Source organism: Stenotrophomonas sp. GSD10, assembly GCF_056172695.1.
This window is the reverse complement of record NZ_JAOCMC010000002.1, coordinates 383,974-407,607: the sequence shown is the minus strand read 5'-3', so window position 1 is coordinate 407,607 and position 23,634 is coordinate 383,974. Positions and strand designations below refer to the sequence as shown.

The 23,634-nt window shown below is 68.0% G+C and carries 17 protein-coding genes and 3 pseudogenes; 10 read left to right on the top strand and 10 right to left on the bottom strand.

All coding sequences use genetic code 11. The features are described 5' to 3' along the window. Positions 1–28: 28 nt before the first annotated feature. Positions 29–673: an arylesterase gene (locus N4G47_RS01940; protein ID WP_475284921.1), complete on the bottom strand. Its 645-nt coding sequence runs from the start codon at positions 671–673 to the stop codon at positions 29–31. Positions 674–748: 75 nt separating this feature from the next. Between N4G47_RS01940 and N4G47_RS01935 the strand changes: the two genes are divergently transcribed. The 3 genes from N4G47_RS01935 (at position 749) to N4G47_RS01925 (ending at position 4,331) form a co-directional block, all read left to right on the top strand. Further along, positions 749–1,396: an ABC transporter ATP-binding protein gene (locus N4G47_RS01935; RefSeq protein WP_309334487.1), complete on the top strand. Its 648-nt coding sequence runs from the start codon at positions 749–751 to the stop codon at positions 1,394–1,396. Beyond that, positions 1,393–3,909: an ABC transporter permease gene (locus N4G47_RS01930; protein ID WP_475284918.1), complete on the top strand. Its 2,517-nt coding sequence runs from the start codon at positions 1,393–1,395 to the stop codon at positions 3,907–3,909. The genes N4G47_RS01935 and N4G47_RS01930 overlap by 4 nt, the downstream gene beginning before the upstream one ends. Before the next feature lie 68 nt (positions 3,910–3,977). Continuing rightward, positions 3,978–4,331: a DMT family protein gene (locus N4G47_RS01925; protein ID WP_106550131.1), complete on the top strand. Its 354-nt coding sequence runs from the start codon at positions 3,978–3,980 to the stop codon at positions 4,329–4,331. A gap of 33 nt (positions 4,332–4,364) precedes the next feature. Here the strand turns inward: N4G47_RS01925 and N4G47_RS01920 are convergent, their stop codons facing one another. From N4G47_RS01920 to N4G47_RS01900, 5 genes and pseudogenes are all read right to left on the bottom strand, one after another. Then, positions 4,365–5,300: a DUF6607 family protein gene (locus N4G47_RS01920; RefSeq protein WP_475284916.1), complete on the bottom strand. Its 936-nt coding sequence runs from the start codon at positions 5,298–5,300 to the stop codon at positions 4,365–4,367. 73 nt (positions 5,301–5,373) lie between these two features. Then, positions 5,374–5,976, bottom strand: a complete 603-nt coding sequence (locus N4G47_RS01915) for a Hemin transport protein (RefSeq protein WP_475284914.1) — start codon at positions 5,974–5,976, stop codon at positions 5,374–5,376. 4 nt (positions 5,977–5,980) lie between these two features. Further along, positions 5,981–8,172, bottom strand: a pseudogene (locus N4G47_RS01910) (TonB-dependent hemoglobin/transferrin/lactoferrin family receptor). 153 nt (positions 8,173–8,325) lie between these two features. Beyond that, positions 8,326–8,520: a hemin uptake protein HemP gene (hemP, locus tag N4G47_RS01905; protein WP_005412278.1), complete on the bottom strand. Its 195-nt coding sequence runs from the start codon at positions 8,518–8,520 to the stop codon at positions 8,326–8,328. A gap of 238 nt (positions 8,521–8,758) precedes the next feature. Further along, complete coding sequence (locus N4G47_RS01900; protein ID WP_409460922.1) at positions 8,759–9,730, bottom strand: aldo/keto reductase; 972 nt, start codon at positions 9,728–9,730, stop codon at positions 8,759–8,761. Between the two features lie 193 nt (positions 9,731–9,923). On the opposite strand from N4G47_RS01900, the gene N4G47_RS01895 reads away from it, so the two are divergent. The 5 genes from N4G47_RS01895 (at position 9,924) to N4G47_RS01875 (ending at position 14,955) form a co-directional block, all read left to right on the top strand. Further along, on the top strand, positions 9,924–11,222 hold the full coding sequence (locus N4G47_RS01895) for a NupC/NupG family nucleoside CNT transporter (protein WP_107229884.1): 1,299 nt from the start codon (positions 9,924–9,926) through the stop codon (positions 11,220–11,222). Positions 11,223–11,247: 25 nt separating this feature from the next. After that, complete coding sequence (locus N4G47_RS01890) at positions 11,248–12,213, top strand: ribokinase (protein ID WP_475284911.1); 966 nt, start codon at positions 11,248–11,250, stop codon at positions 12,211–12,213. A gap of 146 nt (positions 12,214–12,359) precedes the next feature. Then, a complete protein-coding gene (locus N4G47_RS01885) occupies positions 12,360–12,791 on the top strand; it encodes a hypothetical protein (RefSeq protein WP_475284909.1) in 432 nt (143 codons plus the stop codon). 147 nt (positions 12,792–12,938) lie between these two features. After that, a complete protein-coding gene (gene dusB / locus N4G47_RS01880) occupies positions 12,939–13,934 on the top strand; it encodes a tRNA dihydrouridine synthase DusB (RefSeq protein WP_475289878.1) in 996 nt (331 codons plus the stop codon). 193 nt (positions 13,935–14,127) lie between these two features. Continuing rightward, a complete protein-coding gene (locus tag N4G47_RS01875; protein WP_107229881.1) occupies positions 14,128–14,955 on the top strand; it encodes a methyltransferase domain-containing protein in 828 nt (275 codons plus the stop codon). A 26-nt stretch (positions 14,956–14,981) separates the two neighbouring features. On the opposite strand, the gene N4G47_RS01870 is transcribed toward N4G47_RS01875, so the two are convergent. The 3 genes and pseudogenes from N4G47_RS01870 to olsF form a co-directional block, all read right to left on the bottom strand. Continuing rightward, positions 14,982–16,013, bottom strand: a complete 1,032-nt coding sequence (locus N4G47_RS01870) for a metal-dependent hydrolase (RefSeq protein WP_475284907.1) — start codon at positions 16,011–16,013, stop codon at positions 14,982–14,984. Between the two features lie 168 nt (positions 16,014–16,181). After that, a complete protein-coding gene (locus tag N4G47_RS01865; RefSeq protein WP_475284905.1) occupies positions 16,182–16,982 on the bottom strand; it encodes a UDP-2,3-diacylglucosamine diphosphatase in 801 nt (266 codons plus the stop codon). Further along, positions 16,979–18,692, bottom strand: a pseudogene (gene olsF, locus N4G47_RS01860) (bifunctional ornithine lipid synthase OlsF). Before olsF ends, N4G47_RS01865 begins: the two are co-directional and overlap by 4 nt. A 334-nt stretch (positions 18,693–19,026) precedes the next feature. Here olsF and metK point away from each other — a divergent pair. Continuing rightward, on the top strand, positions 19,027–20,238 hold the full coding sequence (gene metK / locus N4G47_RS01855; protein ID WP_010481882.1) for a methionine adenosyltransferase: 1,212 nt from the start codon (positions 19,027–19,029) through the stop codon (positions 20,236–20,238). A 123-nt stretch (positions 20,239–20,361) separates the two neighbouring features. Next, entirely contained in the window at positions 20,362–20,868 is a 507-nt protein-coding gene (locus tag N4G47_RS01850; protein ID WP_475284903.1) for an acyl-CoA thioesterase, read from the top strand. A 34-nt stretch (positions 20,869–20,902) separates the two neighbouring features. Here N4G47_RS01850 and ppc read toward each other — a convergent pair. Beyond that, positions 20,903–23,613 (bottom strand): annotated as a pseudogene (gene ppc / locus N4G47_RS01845) (phosphoenolpyruvate carboxylase). Positions 23,614–23,634: the final 21 nt, after the last annotated feature.

Here is a 23,634-nt window from a genome sequence, read left to right as displayed (position 1 = left end):
AAGTTCCGTCAAGAGGAAAACAAACAGTTCAGAGCAGCGGCCTGAGCAACGGCCAGACGTTGTCCAGCACCCTCGGCTGCGCCTGTGCCGTAGGGTGCAGGCCGTCGGCCTGCATCATGCCCGGTTGCAGCGCCACGCCTTCGAGCAGGAACGGCAGCAGCGGCACCTTGTACTGCGTGGACAGCGCGCGATAGACCGCGGCCAGGCGCTGGCGGTAGGCCGGGCCATAGTTGGGCGGCACGTCGATGCCCAGCAGCAGCACCTTGGCCCCGGCCTTCTGGCTGGCCTGCACCATCTTTTCCAGGTTCGCCTGCACCTGCAGCGGGGTCAGCCCGCGCAGCGCGTCGTTGCCGCCCAGCGCGATCACCACCACGCTCGGCTTCTCCTTCGCCAGCAGGCCCGGCAGGCGGGTCAGCGCACCGGCGGTGGTTTCCCCGCTCATGCTGGCATTGACGATGCGCGGCGGGGTTTTCGACTGCTGCCTGACCCGCTTGTCCAGCAGGCTGACCCAACCGGCATCGGCGGGGATATTGTGGGCAGCACTGAGGCTGTCGCCGAGCACCAGCACGGTACCGGCCGGACCTTTGGCACAGGCCAGCCCGGGCAACAGCAGCAACGCTAGCAGCAGCACCATCATCGCGCCGGCTCGCCGGCTCCATCCCGTCTTGCGCATTGGAGTCTCCTCATCGACAGCCTGTCCCCCCGCAGCGCGTCCGTCGCCATCGCCGTCGACCAGGTCGGCAAATCCGTGCAGGGCCCGGAGGGTGAAGTCCACATACTGGACAACATCACCCTGACCGTCCATGAAGGCACCAGCGTGGCCATCGTCGGCGCTTCAGGTTCCGGCAAGACCACCCTGCTCGGCCTGCTGGCCGGGCTGGACCTGCCCAGCCGTGGCCGCATCGCGGTGGCCGGGCAGGATCTGGGCAGCCTGGATGAAGAAGCGCGGGCGCAGCTGCGCGCGCGCACCGTCGGCTTCGTGTTCCAGAGCTTCCACCTGCTGCCGGCGCTGACCGCCGCCGAGAACGTCGCGCTGCCACTGGAACTGGCCGGCCGCGAGGACCGCGCGCGGGTCGATGAGGTGCTGGCCCAGGTCGGCCTGTCCCACCGCGCCCGCCACTATCCGCGCCAGTTGTCCGGTGGCGAGCAGCAGCGGGTGGCACTGGCACGCGCCTTCGTCACCCGCCCGCACATCCTGTTTGCCGACGAACCGACCGGCTCGCTGGACCACGCCACCGGCCAGCACATCAGCGACCTGCTGTTCGAACTCAATGCCGGCAGCGGCACCACGCTGGTGCTGGTCACCCATGACCTGCGCCTGGCCCAGCGCTGCCAGTACATCCACCGCATCGACAACGGCCGCCTGCTGCCGGTCGAACACGGGGCCCAGGCATGAACCTGCTGCGGCATGCGTGGCGCGCGCTGCGTCGCGAAGCCCTGGCCGGCGACCTGCTGACCGTGTTCGCCGCGCTGGTGCTGGGCGTGGCGGTGATGACCGCGGTCGGCACGCTGGTGAACCGGGTCAACCTGGCGCTGACCGGCAGCGCAGCGGAGATGCTCGGCGGCGACCTCGGCATTGCCGGCCGCACCGATCCGGCGGCGGCCTTCGCCGAAGAAGCGCAGCGCCGTGGCTTGGCACACACCCGCATCGCCAGTTTCGGCAGTGTGCTGTTCCAGGGCGATGCCAGCCAGATGGCCAGCATCAAGGCGGTGCAGGCCGGCTACCCATTGCGGGGCACGCTGCGGGTGCGCGCCACACCCGGCGGTGCGCTGATCGACAACGCTGGCATGCCGCCGCAGGGCCAGGCCTATGCCGACCCGCGCCTGCTGCAGGGGCTGGGGCTGAAGGCCGGCGATGACCTCGAATTCGGCAGCGGCACGCTGCGTATCGCCGGCATCATCGAGGCCGAGCCGGACACCGGCGGCGATCTGCTGACGCTCTCGCCCACCCTGCTGGTCAACCGCGCCGATGTGGAAGGCACCGGGCTGCTCGGCCCCGGCAGCCGGGTCAACTATCGCCTGATGTTCGCCGGTCCGGCCGACCAGGTTGCCGTGCTGCGCCAGTGGCTGCTGCCACAGGTGAAGGGCCAGCGCCTGCTGAGTGTGGACGACACCCAGCGCGGCGTGCGCCAGGCCTTCGACCTGGCCGGCCGCTTCCTCGGCCTGAGTGCGCTGCTGGCGGTGCTGCTGGCCGGCGTGGCAACCGCACTGGCGGCCAACCGCTTCGCCCTGCGCCGCATCGACCAGGTGGCGGTGCTGCGCTGCCTGGGCGCACGCCAGCGCGACGTCCTGCTTGGCCTGGCGCTGCAGCTGCTGATGCTGGCGGTACCGGCCTGCGCGCTCGGCATCGGCCTTGGCATGGCCGCGCAGGAAGGCCTGGTGCAGGTGCTGGGCAGCCTGGTGCCGCAGCGCCTGCCGCTGCCCGAAGCGATGCCGGCACTGACCGGCGCGGGCATCGGCCTGTTGCTGCTGTTCGGCTTCGGCCTGCCGCCGCTGCTGCGCCTGCGCGGGGTGCCGCCGATGCGCGTGCTCAACCGCTCCTTCGCCGCGCTGCCGCCGGCCTCGCTGCTGGCCTACGTGGCCGCGCTGGGCGCCAGCCTGCTGCTGGCGGTGCAGGTCACCGGTGACCTGAAACTGGCGCTGTGGGTGCTGGGCGGCCTGGCCGCGCTGGCGGTGGCGGCCGGCGCGGTCGGCTTCGTGCTGCTGCAGCTGCTGCGCGGCCTGCAGCACCGCCTGCACGGCAACTGGCGGCTGGGTCTGGCCGCACTGACCCGGCGCCGGCTGCTGGCGGTGATGCAGCTGGTCGGGCTGTCGTTGTCGCTGTGTGCGCTGCTGCTGCTGGCGGTGACCGGACCCGGCCTGCTGCAACAGTGGCGCGAGCGACTGCCGGCCGATACACCGAACTACTTCCTGATCAACATCCAGCCCGAACAGCGCCAGGACGTACTGGCCACGCTGCGCGGGCTCGGCGCCAACGACGCCAGCATCGAACCGATGGCCACCGGGCGCCTGATCGCGATCAACGGCAAGCCGCCGCTGCGGGTGGACCGCACGCCGGAACAGAGCGGCCAAGCGGATCAGGGCGAAGGCCAGCGCGACGACGATGATGAGAACCGGCCGTTGAACTTCAGCTGGCGCAGCACCTTCCCGCCGGCCAACACGCTGGTCAATGGCACGTTCTGGAAGGCCGACAGCACCGCACCGGAAGCCTCGGTGGAGATCGGCTGGGCCAAGCGCTACGGCGTGTACCCCGGCGACCGCATCAGCATTGCGGTGGGCGAGCAGGAGCGCGAATTCACCGTCACCAGCGTACGCAAGGCGGACTGGAACACCTTCCGGCCCAACTTCTTCGTGCTGTTGAACCCCAATGCGGTGGGTGACACCCCGCACAACCTGCTGTCGGCGTTCCACCTGCCGGCCGGCAAGGCCGCCGGGCTGGGCGAGCTGGTGCGCGCGCAGCCGAACCTGTCGCTGCTGGATGTGGATGCGGTGATCTCGCAGGTGCGCGATGTGATGGAGCGGGTGGCGCAGGCGGTGCAGCTGGTGATGGTGTTCAGCCTGCTGGCCGGCGTGCTGGTGCTGCTGGCAGCGCTGCAGGCCACCGCCGGCGAGCGGCGGTATGACAGCGCGGTGCTGCGCACGCTGGGCGCGACCCGGCGCCAGCTGCGTGGCGCGGTGCTGGTCGAGTTCGGTGCGCTCGGCACGCTGGCCGCGTTGCTTGCGGTGGGCGCGGCCGCGGCCATCGGTGTGGTGGTTTCGCAGAAGGTGTTCGAGCTGCCGCTGCTGCCGCCGTGGCCGGGCCTGCTGCTGGGCGGGCTGGCCGGTATCGGGCTGAGCCTGCTGGCCGGCTGGTGGGGCACCCGCCGCATCCTGCACACGCCGCCGGCGCTGGCCCTGCGCGAAGCCTGACGCGGTCGTGACACGCTGCGGGTGGGGCAGCAGCTATGCTGCGCGCCCCACCCCATGAGATCGCCCGGATGCCTGGCACGTCGTTCGCCGCCTACCTGTACCCGGTGTTGCTGCTGCTGGGCAGCAACATCTTCATGACCTTCGCCTGGTACGGCCACCTGAAGTACAAGAGCGCACCGCTGATGACGGTGATCCTGGTCAGCTGGGGCATCGCCTTCTTCGAGTACTGCCTGCAGGTGCCGGGTAACCGGCTGGGCAGCGCGGTGTATTCGGCGCCGCAGCTGAAAGGCATGCAGGAGGTGATCACGCTGCTGGTGTTCGCGGTGTTCTCCGCGTTCTACCTGGGCCAGCCGCTGAAGTGGAACCACTATGCGGCGTTCGGGTTGATCGTGGCGGCGGCGTTCTTGATGTTCAAGGAATGAAGGCATCCACGCATGGCGTGGATGCGGTGCCGATCAACCTTCCTTTGGCGCCTTTTCGACAAACTCGGCGAACACCGCGTCGATCTGCGTGTCCTTCACCTTCTTGCCGGCCTGGATCTCTTCGGCCTGGGTGAACAGCGGAATGATCATCGCCATGCCGTCGATCTTGGTCTTCAGGTGCACGCCCGGGGCCTGGCCGAGGAAGCCGTCCCAGCGCTGGCGCACCTTGGCCCAGTAGCCGGCGGTGGCCTTCCAGTAGTTGCGCGCCGGCGTGAAGTCGATCTCGGTGGTCTTCACGTAGTCGTTGAAACCGAACTCGCGGGCGATCTCCACCTGGCTGCCATCGGCGTTGCGCTGCACCTTGGTGTTGAACTGTTCGTGGGTCCAGCCGTTCGGGGTCAGCGTGTGGCGGTTGATCACGGCCAGCGCGTTGTAGTCGCTGCGCTTGGTGTACTCACGACGCGGCAGCGGACGCCAGCTCAGGTCGCTGGTCCAGCTCGGCACGTTGTTGGTGTAGCTCCATTTGCCGGTGCCGCAGTAGCGCGGGGCATCGCTCACTTCGTACACGCACTGGGTCCAGGCGCCCTGGTTCACGGCGGCCGGAATGCTGCGCACCTGCCAGGTCTGGTCGGCGCTGAACTCGAAACGGTTGGGCGCTTCGTACACCCAGTCCTGGCGCCAGTGCTTGGTGATGTGGCCGCTCTTCTCGTCCAGCAGCAGGTGCTGCAGCACGATGCGCTTCGGAGTGTCCTCGACCACGATGACCACTTCGTTGCCGCCGCTGCGCATCGCCGGCGCACGCTCGTAGCCCGGCTTCAGCAGCACGGTTTCGTCGAAGGCGAAATCGACGGTGTACTCGCCCTGCATGGCCAGGATGCTGTCATGGTCGCGGGCGATGTCGGAGGGCTGCGCGCTGGCCACGCCGCTGGCGGCGAGCAACAGCAGGGCGCTGGCTGTCTGGAACTTCATCGGGGTCTTCCTTCGGGGTTGCAGGTTCGTTGAGAGGCCATCCGTGGCCGTCGGGCGTTCCATCAAAGAGGGATCACAGGCGGATCAGCGGCAGATCGCCGGGGACGCGTGGCGCCGGGCGCCGCGCCGCATCGGCGCAGCAGCAGTCGTCGATCGCCAGTTCACCCTCGGCACCTTCCATGCGTGCGATGCGGCGTGCCGTGGCCGCGCCCAGTGACGACAACGTGGACAGGCTCGCGGCCAGCGTGCGGCCCTCGTCGGCAGCGTGCAGGCGCAGTGCGCACAGGCGCCAGCGCTGCCCGCCCAGATGACCGGCCAGGCGCCGCCACAGGCGTTCGCCCACGCTGCCATCGCTGTCGTGCTCCGGGCCCGGTGGCAGCGATGCGACCAGCCGGTCCCAGGCCAGGAAATCGCTGTCCGGCAGCAGGTACAGCCGCCACACGCAGCGGCCACGGCCATCGAGGAAGCACAGGCTTTCGCGCAGCCCCTCGCTGTCCACGCCCTGGCAGGCATGTACGCGCACCGCCTGGTGCCAGCCACCCAGTTCGCTGCCGTCGGCGTGGTACAGGCACAACACGGTGCCCAGCGCTGCCAGCTGCGCCGGCGTGGGCCAGGCCTGCTGCGCAGGGTGCGGCAGGATGGACGGCAGACGACGGGCGGACAGGGCTCGGCTCATGGGATCACCAGGACACGGCAAGGCTGGCCGACAGGGTGCGGCCAGGGCTGGTATAGCGGTCCAGCACGCGGCTGGTCGGCGACAGCGTCGACCCGACGTTGGACCAATCGATGTAGCGCTTGTCGCCCAGGTTGAACACGCCGACGTTGAAGGTGGCGCCCGGGGCGAAGTTCCAGTGCGCCATCAGGTCGGCCACACCGTAGCCGGCCGGGCGGTACACCGTGGCCGAAGCGACGCGGTCCTTGCGCTTGACGAAGGTGCCGGCCAGTTCCACGCCCCAGGTGTCGGTGTCATACATCAGGCCGACGGTGCCACGCAGCGGGTCGACCGAATCCAGCGGTACATCCTCGGTCTTGTTGTCGCCACGCGACCACGCCACCGCACTGCGCAGTGCCCAGCCCTGCAGGCTCGGGCTGATCTGGCCGAAGTCGACGCCGGCCTTCAGTTCGGCGCCGTAGATGCGGGCGTCGGCGATGTTGCGCGACTGGAACACCATCAGGCCCTGTGCGTTGGTACCCACCAGCGACTGCGACTCGATGAAGTCCTTGTACTCGTTGTAGTAGCCGCTGACGCTGACGTAGGCGGCCGGCGACAGGAAGCGCAGGCCCAGTTCCATGCCATCACTGGTTTCCGGCTTCAGGTCCGGATTGGGAATGGCGGTGTAGCCGAAGGCGAAATTGGTGAAGCCGAGGTTGACGTCGTTGTACGGCGGCGAACGGAAGCCGTGCGAGTAGCCGGCAAACAGCGACCATTGGTCGGTGAAGCGGTAGACCAGGCCGAACTTCGGCGAGACGCTGGTCTTGGTCAGCTTGGCCACTGCCACGCCCGGGTTGTCTTCGGCGAAGATGCTGTCCACCTCCGGCTTCAGTTCGTAGCGGTCCACGCGCACGCCGGGCACCAGCGACAGCTTGCCGTCCGCCAGGCGCATTTCATCCTGTGCGTACAGGCCCAGCTCGGTGGTCTTGCTGATCGGGAAATCGCGGACCGGGAACGCATCGGGCAGGATGGTGGTGCTGGTCTGGCCGTTGGCCAGGACCTGGAAGCCATCGCGCTTCTGGCGGATCTCGGTGCGTGCGCCCTCGAAGCCATAGGTCAGCGCGTGCTCGACGCTGCCGGTGCTGAAGGCCTTGTTGAACTGGGCCTGCAGGCCATACACGCGCTGGTCGAAGTTGAACTCGCGGTGGCGACGGCTGCGGTTGGCACGGTCTTCGTCGGTGATCTGGGTGGTTTCGCTGTGCTGGGTGTACAACTGCCAGTGCAGGCTGTCGGCGAAGCCCTTGTCCAGCGCATCCATTTCATGCGCGAACGACACGCGGGTGCGGTTCTGCGTATCGCGTGCCTTCATGCCGGTGGTGGTGGTTCGGTCGATCGAGGACAGCACGTTGGTGTCGGTGTTGTCTTCGTTGCCTTCCACGGTCAAGCGGAAGCGCTGGTCCTCGCTCGGTGCGTAGACCAGCTTGGCCAGGCCGCTGCGACCGTCGCGGTCCTGCGGATTGGGGGCGGTGCGGGTGTTGTCCAGGCTGCGCACGTCGCCCTTGTTGTCGGTTTCCTGGCCCTGGCGATGGTTGATGTTGACCATGCCGCTCCAGTGCTCACCACCGAAGGCGCTGGTCACCCCGCCAAGCAGACCTTTCCACTCGCCGTCGTAGCCGAACTTCAGGCCGACGTAGCTGTCCTTGCCGTCCTTGAGGTAATCGGCCGGATCCTTGGTGACGAACGCCACTACACCACCGAGTGCGTCCGAGCCGTACAACGAGCTGGCCGGGCCGCGCACGATCTCCACGCGCTTGAGCGTGTCCAGATCGGTGAAGTTGCGGTTGGCGTTGGAGAACGAGCCGATGTTGAAGCTGGTCGGCATTGCGATGCCATCGGTCTGCACGCGCACGCGATTGCCGTCCAGGCCGCGGATGCGGATGCTGCCCAGGCCGAAGCGCGCCGCGCTGCGGCTGACCGACAGGCCCGGCTCGTAGCGCAGCAGATCCTTGATGTCCTGCACCAGATGGCGATCCATCTGTTCGCGGTCGATCACATCGACGGTGGCGGCTACGTCGCTGACCGCGCGCTCGGTGCGCGTGGCAGTGACCTGCACGCGGTCGAATTCGCGCGCCTCGGGGCGGCGCTGGCCGCAGCAGCGGCGTGGGCGGACAGCGGCAGCGCGATCCAGACGGCAAGGCAGAGGGCGGTATGGCGGGTCATCGGGTTCGGTCGGTCAGGCAGGGGAACCCCCGGTTACCGGCACACCCGGAAGGTGCACGCGGTAGACCGAGGGGGAGAGAGCGGGCGCGGACGGGTCGCCCACCCTGCCGGCGCTGCCGGCAGGAGGGAGGGAGGCGGGCGACCAGACCGCGGTTACTTGGTCAGGATCAGCTTGTCGTTGCTGGTGTGCCGCAGGCGGTAGAAGCGGTCGCCGTGCTGGATCAGGATTTCGCGACGGCCCTTGAGCAGGGCTTCGCTGTCGATGACCTCTTCCGGCGGAACGACGCGGACCGGACGATCGCGGAGGGTCAGCGTTTCGGGGCGCAGCAGTACAGGTTGAGCATTCATGAGCATCTGGACTCGTGCGAGGGACGAGTTAAATGATAATGATTCTCAGTTGACAATCAACAACCATTCTCACTTTCATTGATGGGATTAATGATCGAATTCGTAATTTCGATAGATATCATCAATCAAAATCCGCACGTGTAGCGTCGAGCTTGCTCGACTGACGTTTGCGATCCACTCGCAAGCGCCGTCGAGCAAGCTCGACGCTACGAGAGGCAGAGGCGAGAGGCCCAGTCGTTCAGGCGAACGCGGCTTCTACCTGCGCCCAGCCGGCGGCATCCACCTGCTCCAGCACGTCCAGCGCCTGCAGGTTCTGCAGCAGCTGCCCGACCCGGCTGGCGCCGAGGATCACGCTGGACACGTTCGGGTTGCGCAGGCACCAGGCGATGGCCAGCGTGGCCGGGGCCTGGCCGAGCGCGCGCGCCACCTCGCTGAAACGGCGTACCTGGGCCAGGCGCGCCTCGGCGTCGGCCCCCAGCACCAGGTCCTGCAGCCATTCCATCCCTTCCCGGCCCAGCCGCGCATCGGCGGGAATGCCCTGGTCGTACTTGCCGGTCAACAGGCCCGAGGCCAGCGGCGAGAAGATGGTGGTGCCCAGGCCGGCGCGGGCGTACAGCGGCGCGTACTCGACCTCGACCCGCTCGCGGTGCAGCAGGTTGTACTGCGGCTGCTCCATCGACGGGCCCTGCAGGTTGTGTGCTTCGGCAACGTCCAGCGCCTGCTGGATCTGCGCAGCCGACCATTCCGAAGTGCCCCAGTAGAGGATCTTGCCCTGCCGCACCAGGGTGTCCATGGCATGCACGGTCTCGGCAACCGGTGCGTCCGGGTCCGGGCGGTGGCAGTAGTAAAGGTCCAGGTAGTCCACCCGCAGACGCTTGAGCGCGGCGTGGCAGGCGTCGGTCACGTGCTTGCGCGACAGGCCGCGCTGGGTCGGCCGCGGGTCCTTGGCGCTACCGAAGAACACCTTGCTGGACACGCAGAAGCCATCGCGCGGCAGGCGCAGGTCGGCAATCACATCGCCCATCACCTGTTCGGCGCGGCCGTTGGCATAGCCCTCGGCGTTGTCGAAGAAGTTGACGCCGTGGTCCCAGGCGGCGGCCACCAGGTTGCGGGCCTCGTCGCGCGGGATCTGGTCACCGAAGGTCACCCAGGCGCCGAAGGACAGGGCGGAAATCGGCAGGCCGGTGGAGCCCAGGCGACGGTAGTGCATGCAAATCTCCTGCTGCGGGCCCGCATCCGGGCCGGGATCGAACCCCATTCTACCTGCCGGCGCCGGCCGCAAGCCCTTGCCGTTGCTGGCCTGATCGGTACCGATGGCCGCCTGCACGCTGCTTTTCCTTGCCCCCGCCCCGGCCCTGCACTAGGCTTCCCGTTTTTCGCGACGCCCCAGGGGAGTCACTCACATGGTCGAAGGTTTGGGCAGGATCGGCTTCGGCCTGTTCGGGTTGGCGGTGCTGATCGGCATCACCTGGTTGTTTTCCAACAACAAGCGCGCGGTTGACTGGAAGCTGGTTGCCACCGGTATCACCCTGCAGATCGCCTTTGCGGCGCTGGTGATCCTGGTGCCGGGCGGCCGCGACGTGTTCGACGCGCTGGGCCACGGCTTCGTCAAGGTCCTGAGCTTCGTCAACGAAGGCTCGAAGTTCATCTTCGGCTCGTTGATGGACACCCAGAACTACGGCTTCATCTTCGCCTTCCAGGTGCTGCCGACCATCATCTTCTTCTCGGCGCTGATGGGCGTGATGTACCACCTCAACGTCATGCAGGCGATCGTGCGCGTGATGGCGTGGGCGATCACCAAGGTGATGCGCGTGTCCGGTGCGGAAACCACCAGCGTCTGCGCCAGCGTGTTCATCGGCCAGACCGAGGCGCCGCTGACGGTGCGCCCGTACATTGCCAAGATGACCCAGTCCGAGCTGCTGACCATGATGATCGGCGGCATGGCGCACATCGCCGGCGGCGTGCTGGCGGCCTATGTGGGCATGCTCGGCGGCGGCGACCCGGTGCAGCAGGCGTTCTACGCCAAGCACCTGCTGGCGGCGAGCATCATGGCGGCGCCGGCCACCCTGGTCGTGGCCAAGCTGCTGATTCCGGAAACCGGCACCCCGCTGACCCGTGGCACGGTGAAGATGGAAGTGGAGAAGACCTCCAGCAACATCATCGACGCGGCCGCCGCCGGCGCCGGTGACGGCCTGAAGCTGGCGCTGAACATCGGCGCCATGCTGCTGGCCTTCATCGCCCTGATCGCCCTGCTGAACGCCCCGCTGACCTGGATCGGTGATGTCACCGGCCTGGCCGCGATGATCGGCAAGCCGACCAACCTGTCGACCATCTTCGGTTACGTGCTGGCCCCGATCGCCTGGGTGATCGGCACCCCGTGGGCCGATGCCACCACCGTCGGTTCGCTGATCGGCCAGAAGGTGGTGATCAACGAATTCGTGGCCTACACCGAACTGTCGCAGATCGTGAACGGCCAGATCGCCGGCGTGACCCTGTCCGACGAAGGCCGCCTGATCGCCACCTACGCGCTGTGCGGCTTCGCCAACTTCAGCTCGATCGCCATCCAGATCGGCGGCATCGGCGGCCTGGCCCCGGAACGTCGCCACGACCTGGCCAAGTTCGGCCTGCGCGCGGTGCTGGGCGGTACCATTGCCACCTTCATGACGGCCACCATCGCCGGCGTGCTGACGCACTTCAGTTGAACCCTTGGTTGAGAAAAGATTCCCTATGAGCAGCAGTGTCGTTGTCGTCGGTTCCTTCAATGTCGATCACGTGTGGCGGTGCGAGTCGCTGCCGGCACCGGGTGCGACCATTGCCGGCCGCTACAGCACCGGCCCGGGTGGCAAGGGCTTCAACCAGGCCGTGGCCGCCTGCCGCGCCGGCGCCGAGACGCACTTCGTGTGCGCGCTCGGCGATGACGCCGGTGGCGCCACCGCACGCGAACTGGCCGCGCAGGATGGGTTCGGGCTGATCGCCGAGGCCAGCAGCGAGCCGACCGGCACCGCGGGCATCTACGTGGACGCGCGTGGCCGCAACACCATCGTCATCGGCCCCGGCGCCAACGCCGCGCTCAGCACCGACTTCCTGCAGCAGCAGCAGGCGCGGCTGACCGCCGCCAAGGTGGTGCTGGTGCAGCTGGAATCGCCGGTGCAGACCATTGAAGCGGCACTGGCCACCGCCCGCGAGGCCGGTGTCATCACCGTGCTCAACACCGCGCCGGCCGACGCGCCCTCGACCATCGGCCTGCTCAAGCTGGCCGATGTGATCACCCCGAACGAGACCGAGTTCGCCGCCCTGCTCGGCCGCCATGTCGGCGAGCGCGTGGATGCCAACGACGTGGCCGCGCTCGATGGCGCCAGCCTGCATGCGCTGTGTCGCAAGCTGGTGGGCAACGGCACGGTGGTGGTGACCCTGGGTTCGGTGGGCGTGTTCGTCTCGCATGCCGACGAAAACCTGCGCGGCGACACCCAGCCGTACTACCGCGTGGGCGCCGAGCAGGTGCAGGCGATCGACACCACCGGTGCCGGTGACGCCTTCAACGGTGCGCTGGCGGCCTCGCTGGCGCAGGTGGCCGACGCCCCGTTCGCCCGCCACGTGCGCTTCGCCAACCAGTTCGCCGGCCGCTCGACCGAAAAGGAAGGCGCCGCTGCGGCGATGCCGCGCTTCACCCCGGCCGATTCCGAAGCAAAGTAAATCCACGCGATGCGTGGATGAAGAAGCCCGGGGGCGCAGGCACCCGGGCTTTCTTTGCCCATCCCCACGCTCCTGCGACCGCCGGTCGCATTGCCGTCCCCCTGGCCTGCGCCCACCATTCGCGCAGCTTCCCGCTTGGGCAGGACATGGACGGATTCCCCTGGCTGCTGGTCGCGGCCGCCGGCAGTGCCGTCGCGGCGCTGCTACACATTGCTTGCATTGCCTTCGGTGCCCCGTGGTACGAACGCTTCGGTGCCGGTGCGCGCATGGTCCGGCTGGCACAGGCCGGGCACTGGTGGCCCTCGCTGATGACAGCCGGCATCACCGCTGTGCTGGTGGCCTGGGCCCTGTACGCACTGGCTGCCGCTGGCTGGCACTCGCCGCTGCCGGCCAGCCGCCTGGTGCTGCCCGGCATCGCCGCGCTGCTGTTGCTACGTGCCGCGATGGGCTTGGTGCTGGCGCTGCTCCGCCCCGGCTACAACGGCCGGCGCTTCTGGGTGGTCAGTTCGCTGGTCTGCCTGGGCCTGGGGCTGGCCTTCGCCATCGGCACCGGCCAGGCCTGGGAAAGCCTGGGCTAGCCGCTCACCATCGCCTGCCCGTGGGGGCGGCGGAAGCAACCGTCAAGCATCTACTGATGCCGGTACGGCATGAGGTCGGTGCCGATCGGCCTGAACCCGGGGCCCGCCGACACCGCCGTGCCGCCGCCCGCGCTCTACAATGGGCGCATGCAGATCGGCCCGTACACCATTGCCCCCAACGTCGTGCTGGCGCCCATGGCCGGCGTCACCGACAAGCCGTTCCGCCTGCTGTGCAAACGGCTGGGCGCGGGCCTGGCCGCCTCGGAAATGACCATCAGCGACCCGCGCTTCTGGAACACGCGCAAGTCGATCCACCGCATGGACCATGACGGCGAGCCGGCGCCGATCAGCGTGCAGATCGCCGGCACCGAGCCGCAGCAGCTGGCCGAGGCGGCGCGCTACAACGTCGACCATGGCGCGCAGATCATCGACATCAACATGGGCTGCCCGGCCAAGAAGGTGTGCAACGCCTGGGCCGGTTCGGCGCTGATGCGCGACGAGCAGCTGGTGGCGCGCATCCTGGAAGCGGTGGTCAACGCGGTGGAGGTGCCGGTCACCCTGAAGATCCGCACCGGCTGGGATTGCGACCACCGCAATGGCCCGCTCATTGCCCGCATTGCCGAAGACAGCGGCATCGCCGCGCTGGCCGTGCACGGCCGCACCCGCGACCAGCATTACACCGGCCAGGCCGAATACAGCACCATTGCCGAGATCAAGGCCGCGCTGCGCATTCCGGTGATCGCCAACGGCGACATCGATTCACCGCAGAAGGCCGCCTACGTGCTGCAGCAGACCGGCGTGGATGCGGTGATGATCGGCCGCTCGGCGCAGGGCCGGCCGTGGATCTTCCGCGAAGTGGCGCATTACCTGGCCACCGGGCAGGAACTGCCACCGCCCTCGCTGGCCGAAGTGCGCGACATCCTGCTGGGCCACCTGCACGCGCTGCATGCCTTCTATGGTGAACCACAGGGTGTGCGCATCGCGCGCAAGCACCTGGGCTGGTATGCCAAGGACCGGCCGGAAAACGCCGCCTTCCGTGCGGTGGTCAACCGTGCCGAAGACCCGCAGAGCCAGATCGCGCTGACCACCGAGTACTTCGACCGCCTGATCGCCGGGGAACCGGCGTTGCCGTCGGCCGCCTGACCGAACCTACCGTAGCGTCGAGCTTGCTCGACCAGCGCATTTGTAGCGTCGAGCTTGCTCGACTGGCGCATTTGTAGAGTCGAGCTTGCTCGACTGGTTTTCAGAACAGTCGAGCAAGCTCGACTCTACGCAACGTTGCGCCGCCCGCGGCGCAACACCCCATCAGCAAACTCGACCTCCACACGAGCCCGCCATGACCCCGCCGATCTCTTCCCCGACCTACCTGCACGGATTCTCCGGCACCGAGCAGCAGCGCCTGATGACCCAGGCCCGCCTGCTGGAATCGAGCATCTTCGGCCAGATCGACTACAGCGGCGCGCGGCGCCTGCTGGAAGTGGGCAGCGGCGTGGGGGCGCAGACCGAGATCCTGCTGCGCCGCTTCCCCGAACTGCACGTGACCGGCGTAGACCTGAGCGAGACCCAGTTGGCCACTGCCCGCGAAAACCTGGCCCGCACGCCGTGGTGCAGCGACCGCTACACGCTGCAGCAGGCCGACGCAGGCGAGCTGCCCTTCGAAGCGCGCAGCTTCGATGCCGCGTTCCTGTGCTGGGTGCTGGAGCATGTACCGTCGCCGGCGCGCGTGCTCAGTGAAGTGCGCCGCGTACTCGCCCCCGGATCGCCGGTGTACATCACCGAAGTGATGAACGCCTCGTTCCTGCTCGATCCGTACTCACCGCACATCTGGCGTTACTGGATGGCCTTCAACGACTTCCAGTACGACCATGGCGGCGATCCGTTCGTCGGTGCCAAGCTGGGCAACCTGCTGTTGGCCGGCGGTTTCCGCGATGTGCACACCGAGATCAAGACCATCCACCTGGACAACCGCGAACCGGCCCGTCGCAAGACGATGATCGCGTTCTGGGAACAGCTGCTGCTGTCGGCCGCCGACCAGCTGCTGCAGGCCGGCACGGTGGATGAGGAAACGGTGGAAGGCATGCGCCGCGAGTTCCGCCTGGTGCAGAACGATCCGAATGCGGTGTTCTTCTATTCGTTCGTGCAGGGGCGCGCCACGGTGTATTGAGGGCTCGATCCACGCATGGCGTGGATCTACGGCGCGGTGTGCCAGATCCGCTGCCACATCGCTGCCAGCCGGCCCTTCATCTCGGCCCGTGCCTGAGGGCTGCTGTAATCGGTGCGGCGCTGCTCGGGCACGATCGCCTGCCACCGCCCGTCCACCTGCTCGGCCACCACGAAATTGAAGGTGTAGTCCGGTTCCAGGCCCATGCGCAGGTCGCTCAGCACCAGCCGGCCTTCCACCACCTGCGCACGCATGAAACCGCGGTTGAACCACTGCAGCTGCTGCACCGCTGGAATCGCCGCGGCTTCGCGCAGCGCCTGCACGTTGGACGCATGGCCTGCGAACTGCATGGGGCCCTGGTCGGCCACCAGCGAACGGTCAGCCACCACGTAGCCGCTGGGTGTCATCGCCACCACCCGCCACAGCAGCGTGTTGAACGGCATCGGCACCGAGAAGCGTGGCGCGTCGCCCAGCCCCATCGCCGCCAGGCTCTGCTGCGCGACACGGTCGACCTGCGCCTTGGCGATCAGGCCCCAGCCCAGGTAGGCGCTGCTGAGCAGCAGCGCCACGCCCAGCACCGTGCCCGCCCACGGCCGTGCACGTCCGAACCAGGCCAGCACGCAGCCCAGCAGCAGCCACACCGTGTAGGCGGGATCGATGATGAACACGCTCGAGCCCATCGCCGGATGCGGCCGCAGCGGCCACCACAGCTGCGTGCCATACACGGTGAACGCATCCAGTACCGGATGGGTGACCAGCGCCAGCTGGATCGCCCAGAACCAGCGCGTCGGCGATTGCGCGACGCGACCGTTGCCGAAGCGCTTGAACAGCCACCAGATCAACGCGGCCACCCACGGCAGCACCAGCAGCGAATGGCTGAAGCTGCGGTGCTCGATCATGTTCGCCACTGGGTCGGCGGCGGTGAAGCCCAGCCACAACGCATCGAGGTCCGGCAGGGTACCCAGCGCGGCACCGGCCAGCAGGGCCGCACGGCGATGGCCGGGCGGGGCGATGGCAGCGGCGACGGCGCCACCAAGTACGATCTGGGTCAGGGAATCCATGCACCGATGCTAGCGGCTTGCATACGCTTTTGTAGAGTCGAGCTTGCTCGACTGCCGTATGCGACGGGGTCCGAGCGAAGAACAGTCGAGCAAGCTCGACGCTACAGAATCACATTGCATGCACGGCAGCCGAGCATGGGCTCGGCTCTACAAGGGGACAAAAGCGGGCTACGCCGCCTGTGACAATCGCGCGCCCGGCAGCTCCACCAGGGTCTGGCCATTGTGATCGAGCAGGCGCAGCGCGCCATCATGGTCCTCGGCCAGCGCCGTCAGGCTCTCCACCCAGTCGCCGTCGTTGGCGTAGACTAGGCCATCGCGCTCCACCAGCGCGGCGCGGTGGATATGCCCGCAGACGATGCCGTCCAGCCCGCGCCTGCGCACGTCGTCCAACCCGGCCTGCACGAAGCGCTCGATATAACGCTCGGCCGCGCCACTGCGCTTCTTCAGGAACTCCGACAGCGACCAGTAGCGCATGCCCAGCCGGCGCCGCACCGCGTTCAGCGCCTGGTTGCCGGTGAGGATGCGGTAGTACAGCCAGTCGCCGAACTTCTCCTGCAGGCCACCGAAGTGGGTCACGCCGTCGTACTCGTCGCCGTGTGCGACCAGCAACCTGCGGCCGTCGGCGGTCACGTGGATGGCACGGCGGCGCACCTGCATCGCCGGCAGCATCACCCCGCACACGTGGCGCAGCGAGGCATCGTGGTTGCCGGGGATGTAGATGATCTCGGTGCCGGCACGGCGCAGCGCATGCAGGGCCTGGATCACTTCGCTGTGCGACTGCCGCCAGTTGGCACGGCGATGGGCCATCCACCACAGGTCGATGATGTCACCGACCAGGTACAACCGATCACAGCGCAGCTGGGAGAGGAACCGCGCCAGCTCGGCGGCATGGCAATGACGCGAACCCAGGTGCACGTCGGAGACGAACACTGCGCGCCGGTGCGGCAACAGGTTCGCCAGCGTGCTCATGCCGGCGTCCCCGCGTCGCGCAGATAACGTTTGCGCTTGTTCGGCCGGATCGCGCACAGGTCCACTTCGATCAGGCCGTCGATCGAATCACTGAAGTCCGGGTCGACGCCGAAAGCCAGGAAACGCGCACCGCCGGGTTCGCACAGATCGGTGTACTGGCGGTACAGCGTCGGCACCCCGGTGCCGAGTGCGGCCAGGTTGGCCTTGAGCACGTCGAAGGCTGCGCCTGCATCCAGTTCGCCGAAACTCGGCGGCGCGGCGAAGTACTGGAAGGGCCGGTTCGACTCGGCCAGGCCTGCGGCGCCACTGTAGTAGCGCTGGTAGTACGCCACCAGCTGCTCGCGCGCATCGCGCGGCAGCGCCGCGCTGATCGACACCGCGCCGAACAGGTAACGGATGCCCGGCCGGCACTGCAGGTAGGCGCCGATGCCCTGCCACAGGTAGTCCAGGCTACGGCTGCCCCAGTAGTCGGGCACCACGAAGCTGCGGCCCAGTTCCAGGCCCTCGGCGATGTGGGTGATGGCGTCGTCGGAATAGCGGAACAACGACGCGCTGTAGAGCCCGGACAGGCCGTGCCGGGCCAGCGCCTGCGCGCCGCGCATGATCCGGTAGGCGCCGGCGATGCGCTGCGCGGCCGCGTCCCAGATCACGATGTGCTCGTACTGTGGGTCGTAGTCGTCCAGGTCACGGCTGCGGCCGGTGCCCTCACCCACCTGGCGGAAGGTCAGCTCGCGCAGGCGGCCCAGTTCCAGCAGCAGCGGCGAATCGGCGGTACAGGTCGCCAGCAGGATCTGCTTGCCGTCGGCGGTCTGGCCCAGCTGGGTGGCCGCGGCAATGCCGGCGGCGACCTGCGAGGGCGGCACGGGGACGCCAGCGGCTCGGGGCCTGCGAAGGCGGCAGCATTGCCGGCCACACCGTTGCGGCCCAGCGCATACAGCGCACGGCGCACCGCCAGCAGCTGTGCGCCCGGATCACCGCCCTTGCCCAGCTGCATCGGCTCGCCGATGCTCAGCCGCAGCGGGCGGCCACGACGGGTGAACATTTCGCGCGCCAGCAGCGCGGTGCCGGCCGGCTTGAACAGGGTCGAGGCGCCGTAGAACAGCGCCGAGTTGCGCGCCTCCACCCGCACCGGCAGCACCGGCGCGCCGCGGCGCGGGCAAAGCGGACGAACCCGCGCTGCCAGCGGCCATCGCGGATACCACGCAGCGACAGCCGCGAGACCTCACCGGCCGGGAACACGATCACGCACTGCTCGGCCGCCAACGCTTCTTCGACCGCATGCAGGCTGCCGCGCTGCGCCTTGCCACCGAGGATGCGCACCGGCAGCAGCAGGTCCTGCAGTGGCGCGATCGCCCCCAGCAGGTCATTGGCCACGATGCGCACGTCGCGGCGGATGCGGCCGACCGCGTCCAGCAGCGCCAGTGCATCCAGCGCCCCGGACGGGTGATTGGCCACGATCAGCAGGCGGCCGCTGGCCGGAATCTTCGCCAGGGCGGCGGGATCCACCTGGTACTGGCCGTCGATGAACTCCAGGCCGGCGGCGACGAAGCCGAAGCCGCGCAGGCCTGAGCTGCGCTGCAGGAAGGCCTCGATCTGGTCCAGCCGCGACCAGCGGCCGACGCTGCGCAGCAACGGCCGCGCCAGCTGGCCACGACGGCCATGGAACCAATCGGGGAAGCGTTGCTGGAGACGCTGTTCGAGTTCCTGCATGGCGGATCCACTCATGCCCGGCGGCCGGATTGGCCGACAGCCTGCGCCCGGCAGGCGGCAGCCAGATGGCGGTTTTGGGGCAGAACGATGACGCCGGCCCGCCTGGCCGTCGGCGTCGCGACCTGCGCGGCCGGGGCCGCCAGACCGCCCGGCCGTTGTCACGCTGGTGGAACACTGGGCCTCGAGGCTGGGCCCCAATCCCGCGCTGGCGGCCCCTGCGGGCCTACGCGGGCTTAACCACCGGCAACCGGTACCGGTTCACAATGCACAGGCGGCGCACCCCGTGTATCATGCGCGCCCATCTTTCCATCCGAATCAAGGGATATACCGCCTGATGTCCAGCTATCTCTTCACCTCCGAGTCGGTCTCCGAAGGCCATCCGGACAAGGTTGCCGACCAGATCTCCGATGCGGTGCTGGACGCGATCCTGACCCAGGACCAGCGCGCCCGCGTGGCCTGCGAGACCATGGTCAAGACCGGTGTTGCCATTGTGGCCGGTGAAATCACCACCAGCGCCTGGATCGACCTGGAAGCGCTGACCCGCAAGGTCATCACGGACATCGGCTACGACAGCTCCGACGTCGGCTTCGACGGCGCCACCTGCGGCGTGCTGAACCTGATCGGCAAGCAGTCGCCGCACATCGCCCAGGGCGTGGACCGCAAGAAGCCGGAAGAAATGGGCGCGGGCGACCAGGGCCTGATGTTCGGCTACGCCACCAACGAGACCGACAGCTACATGCCGGCGGCGATCCACCTGTCGCACCGCCTGGTCGAGCAGCAGGCCAAGATCCGCAAGAAGAAGAACTCGCCGCTGTCGTGGCTGCGCCCGGACGCCAAGAGCCAGGTCACCCTGCGCTATGAAAACGGCGTGGTCTCGGCCATCGACGCGGTGGTGCTGTCGACCCAGCACGCCCCGGGCATCAAGCAGAAGGACCTCATCGAGGCCGTCCGCGAAGAGATCATCAAGCCGGTGCTGCCGGCCAAGTGGCTGCACAAGGGCACCAAGTTCCACATCAACCCGACCGGCAAGTTCGAGATCGGCGGCCCGGTGGGCGACTGCGGCCTGACCGGCCGCAAGATCATCGTCGACACCTACGGCGGCTGGGCCCGTCACGGTGGTGGCGCGTTCTCCGGCAAGGACCCGTCCAAGGTCGACCGTTCGGCTGCCTACGCCGCACGCTACGTTGCCAAGAACGTGGTTGCCGCCGGCCTGGCCGACCGTTGCGAAGTGCAGGTCTCCTACGCCATCGGCGTGGCTGAGCCGACCTCGATCTCGGTCACCACCTTCGGCACCGGCAAGATCAGCGACGACAAGATCGAGAAGCTGATCCGCAAGCACTTCGACCTGCGCCCGTACGGCATCATCAAGATGCTGGACCTGGTGCACCCGATGTACCAGCAGACCGCCGCCTACGGCCACTTCGGCCGCAAGCCGAAGGAATTCAGCTACCTCAACGGCGAAGGCGAGACCGTCAACGCCACGGCCTTCTCCTGGGAGAAGACCGACCGCGCCGCCGCCCTGCGCGCCGATGCGAAGCTGAAGTAAGAAACTCGAAGGGCCGCCCAAGCGGCCCTTCTCTTTATGTAGAGTCGAGCTTGCTCGACTGCTCCTGGCAGCCGCAGTCGAGCAAGCTCGACTCTACGGGGCCGGGGTCGATACAATCAGCGCATGTCGACCGAACTGAAAACCCACCAGCTGTCCATGACCGTGCTGATGTCGCCGGAGATGGCCAATTTCTCTGGCAAGGTCCACGGCGGCGCCATCCTGCGCCTGCTCGACCAGGTGGCCTACGCCTGCGCCAGCCGCTACGCCGGCCGCTACGTGGTCACTCTGTCGGTGGACCAGGTGATGTTCCGCCAGCCGATCGCGGTGGGTGAACTGGTCACTTTCCTAGCCTCGGTGAACCATACCGGCACCTCGTCGATGGAAATCGGCATCAAGGTGGTGGCCGAGGACATCCTCAAGCGCAGCGTGCGCCACGCCAACAGCTGCTTCTTCACCATGGTGGCGGTGGACGAGGAAGGCCGGCCGACGCCGGTGCCGGCGTTGCAGCCGACCACCTCCGACGAGAAGCGCCGCCAGGCTGCTGCACAGATCCGCCGCCAGCTGCGCCAGGAAATGGAACAGCGCCATCTGGAACTGCTGGCGTCGAACCCGCCTTCGCCGGAGGAATGATCGCGTTCGCCGGGCATGGCCCGGCAGATGCATTTCACCCGGTGTTCTGCACGCCCTGCGAAACACCGTTCACGCAGGCCACCAACGCGCGCAGCAGATCGTCATCCTCGCGCCCGCTGGCCCGCCAGCGCTGCAGCAGATCCACCTGCAACACACTGATCGGATCGACGTAGGGATTGCGCAGGCGGATCGACAGCGCCAGCCGTGCGTCATGGTCCAGCAGCGTCTGCTGGCCCATCAGCGCCAGCAGCCAATGCCGGGTCAGTTCCAGCTCGCGCTGCACCTGCGGGAAGAAGCGCGCGTGCAGGTCGCCGGACAGTTTCGAGAACTGCTCGGCGATGGTGACGTCGCCCTTGGACAGCACCATCGCGATGTCGTCCAGGAACGTACGGAAAAACGGCCAGTCCCGCGCCATATCGCGCAGGGTCTGTTCGTGGCCGGCATCCACCGCCGCCTGCAGGCCACTGCCCACGCCGTACCAGCCGGGAATGACCGCGCGCGCCTGGCTCCAGGCAAATACCCAGGGAATCGCGCGCAGGTTGCCCAGCGCCGCATCCTGGCCCAGCCGCCGCGAAGGCCGCGAGCCCAGCGTCATCCGTTCGATCACATCGATCGGCGTGGCGGTGCGGAAATAGTCCATGAACTGCGGTTGGCCCACGAACGCGCGATAGACTTCACTGCTCGCCGCTGCCACCTGGTCCATCACCGGCCGCCAGTCATCCTCGCGCGGCTCGGCCGCACGCGGGCGCAGGCTGGCGCGCAGCACCGCGCCGGCGGCCTGTTCCAGTGAACGCAGCGCCAGCGCACGGATGCCGTACTTGCGGTGGATCACCTCGCCCTGCTCGGTCACCCGCAGGCGTCCATCGATGCTGCCGCGCGGCGACGCATCGACCGCGTGCGTGGTCTTGCCGCCGCCACGGCTGATCGAGCCACCACGGCCATGGAAGAACGTCAACCCGATGCTGGCCTCGGCCGCCACCTCCAGCAGCTCCACCTGCGCGCGTTGCAGGCCCCAACGTGATGCCGCAATGCCACCGTCCTTGCTGCTGTCCGAGTAGCCGAGCATCACCATCTGCACATCGCCACGCGCACGCAGATGGGCGCGATACACCGGGTCGGCCAACAGGTCACGCAAGGTGGCGGTGCCGCGCTTGAGGTCGTCCACGGTTTCAAACAGCGGGGCGATGTCCAGCGGTACCGATCCGCCCTCTTCCACCAGCCCGCCACGGCGCGCCAGCGCCAGCACCGCCAGCACGTCGCTGCGGTCGTGCGCCATCGAAATGATGTAGCTGCCGAGTGCATCGCCACCATGCCGTGCGCGCGCATCGGCCAGCGCGGCGAACACCGCATCCAGGCGCACGTTGCCTTCGTCGTTGCCGACCGGCAGCGGTGTCTCACCGCTGGCATGCGGGCCCAGCAGCCGCGCACGGCCCAGCGCATCCAGCGCCTGCCACGCCTCCTCACCGCCCAGCACCGAGGCCAGTGCACGTGCATGCACGCTCGATTCCTGCCGCACATCCAAGCGTGCCAGATGGAAGCCGAAGGTCTTCACCCGCCACAGCAGGCGCTGTACGGCAAAGCCACCGGCATGCTCACCGCGGTGGGCGCGCAGGCTGTCCAGGATCAACTGCAGATCCTCGATCAGTTCATCAGGGCCAGCGTAGGCGCCTTGGCCGTCATCCAGCGTGGCCTGCAGGCGCGCCCGCATGCGGTCGTTGAGCAGGCGATACGGCATGTCGGCATGGCGCGGCCGCGACTGCACCTGCGGCAACAGCTGCTGGTAATGCGCCACGCGCGCCTGCAGCGCATCACTGACACCCACCCGCTCGGTGGACTGGCTGAGCAGGCTGGCCAGCTGCAGCAGTTCCTTCTGGTAGCGCCCCAGCACTGCCTTCCGCTGTGCATCCAGCGTGTTGCGGATGGTGTGGGCATCCACGTTCGGATTGCCGTCCATGTCACCGCCCACCCAGGTGCCAAAACGCAGCAGGCGCGGCAACGGCAGTTCTTCGCCATAGGTATCGCGCAGCGCCTGCTGCAGCGATTCGTACAGCACCGGAATCACCCGGTACAGCACCTGCACCAGGTAGAAACCCACGTGTTCGCGTTCGTCATCCACCGTGGGCCGCACCGGCGAGGAATCGGTGGTCTGCCACGAGGCGGTCAGCGCCATGCGGAAGCGCGCAGCATCGGCGGCAGCCTCGCCCGGCGTACGCTGGCCGTCGAGGTTGTCGACCAGACTGGCCACCATCAGCTGCTCTTTTTCCAGCAGCGCGCGGCGCACCGCTTCGGTGGGGTGCGCGGTGAACACCGGTTCGATGTCGATGCGCGGCAGCCACTGCGCCAGTTCATCCAGGCTCACACCCTGCGCCTTCAGGTGCTGCAGGGCATCCTGCAGGCCATCGGGCTGCGGCGCGGCGGTGCCGGCGCGCTGGTAATCGCGGCGGCGCCGGATGCGGTGCACGCGCTCGGCGATGTTGACCACCTGGAAGTAGGTGCTGAACGCACGCACCATGGTTTCGGCCTGCTGCGGCGTGCGCCCGGCCAGGCCTTCGGCCAGCTCCGACAGCGGCGCCTGGTTCTCGCGGCGGGCGATGGCGCGGGTCCGTACCTCTTCGACGTCGTCGAGGAAAGCGGCCGATACCTGTTCCACCAGCAGGTCGCCGACCAGCGCGCCGAGCCGGCGCACATCATCGCGAAGCGGAAGATCGGGGAAGCGAATTCGATGCTGCTGCGGTACTCGTTCATCGGCGACGCACGGGCCTCGGT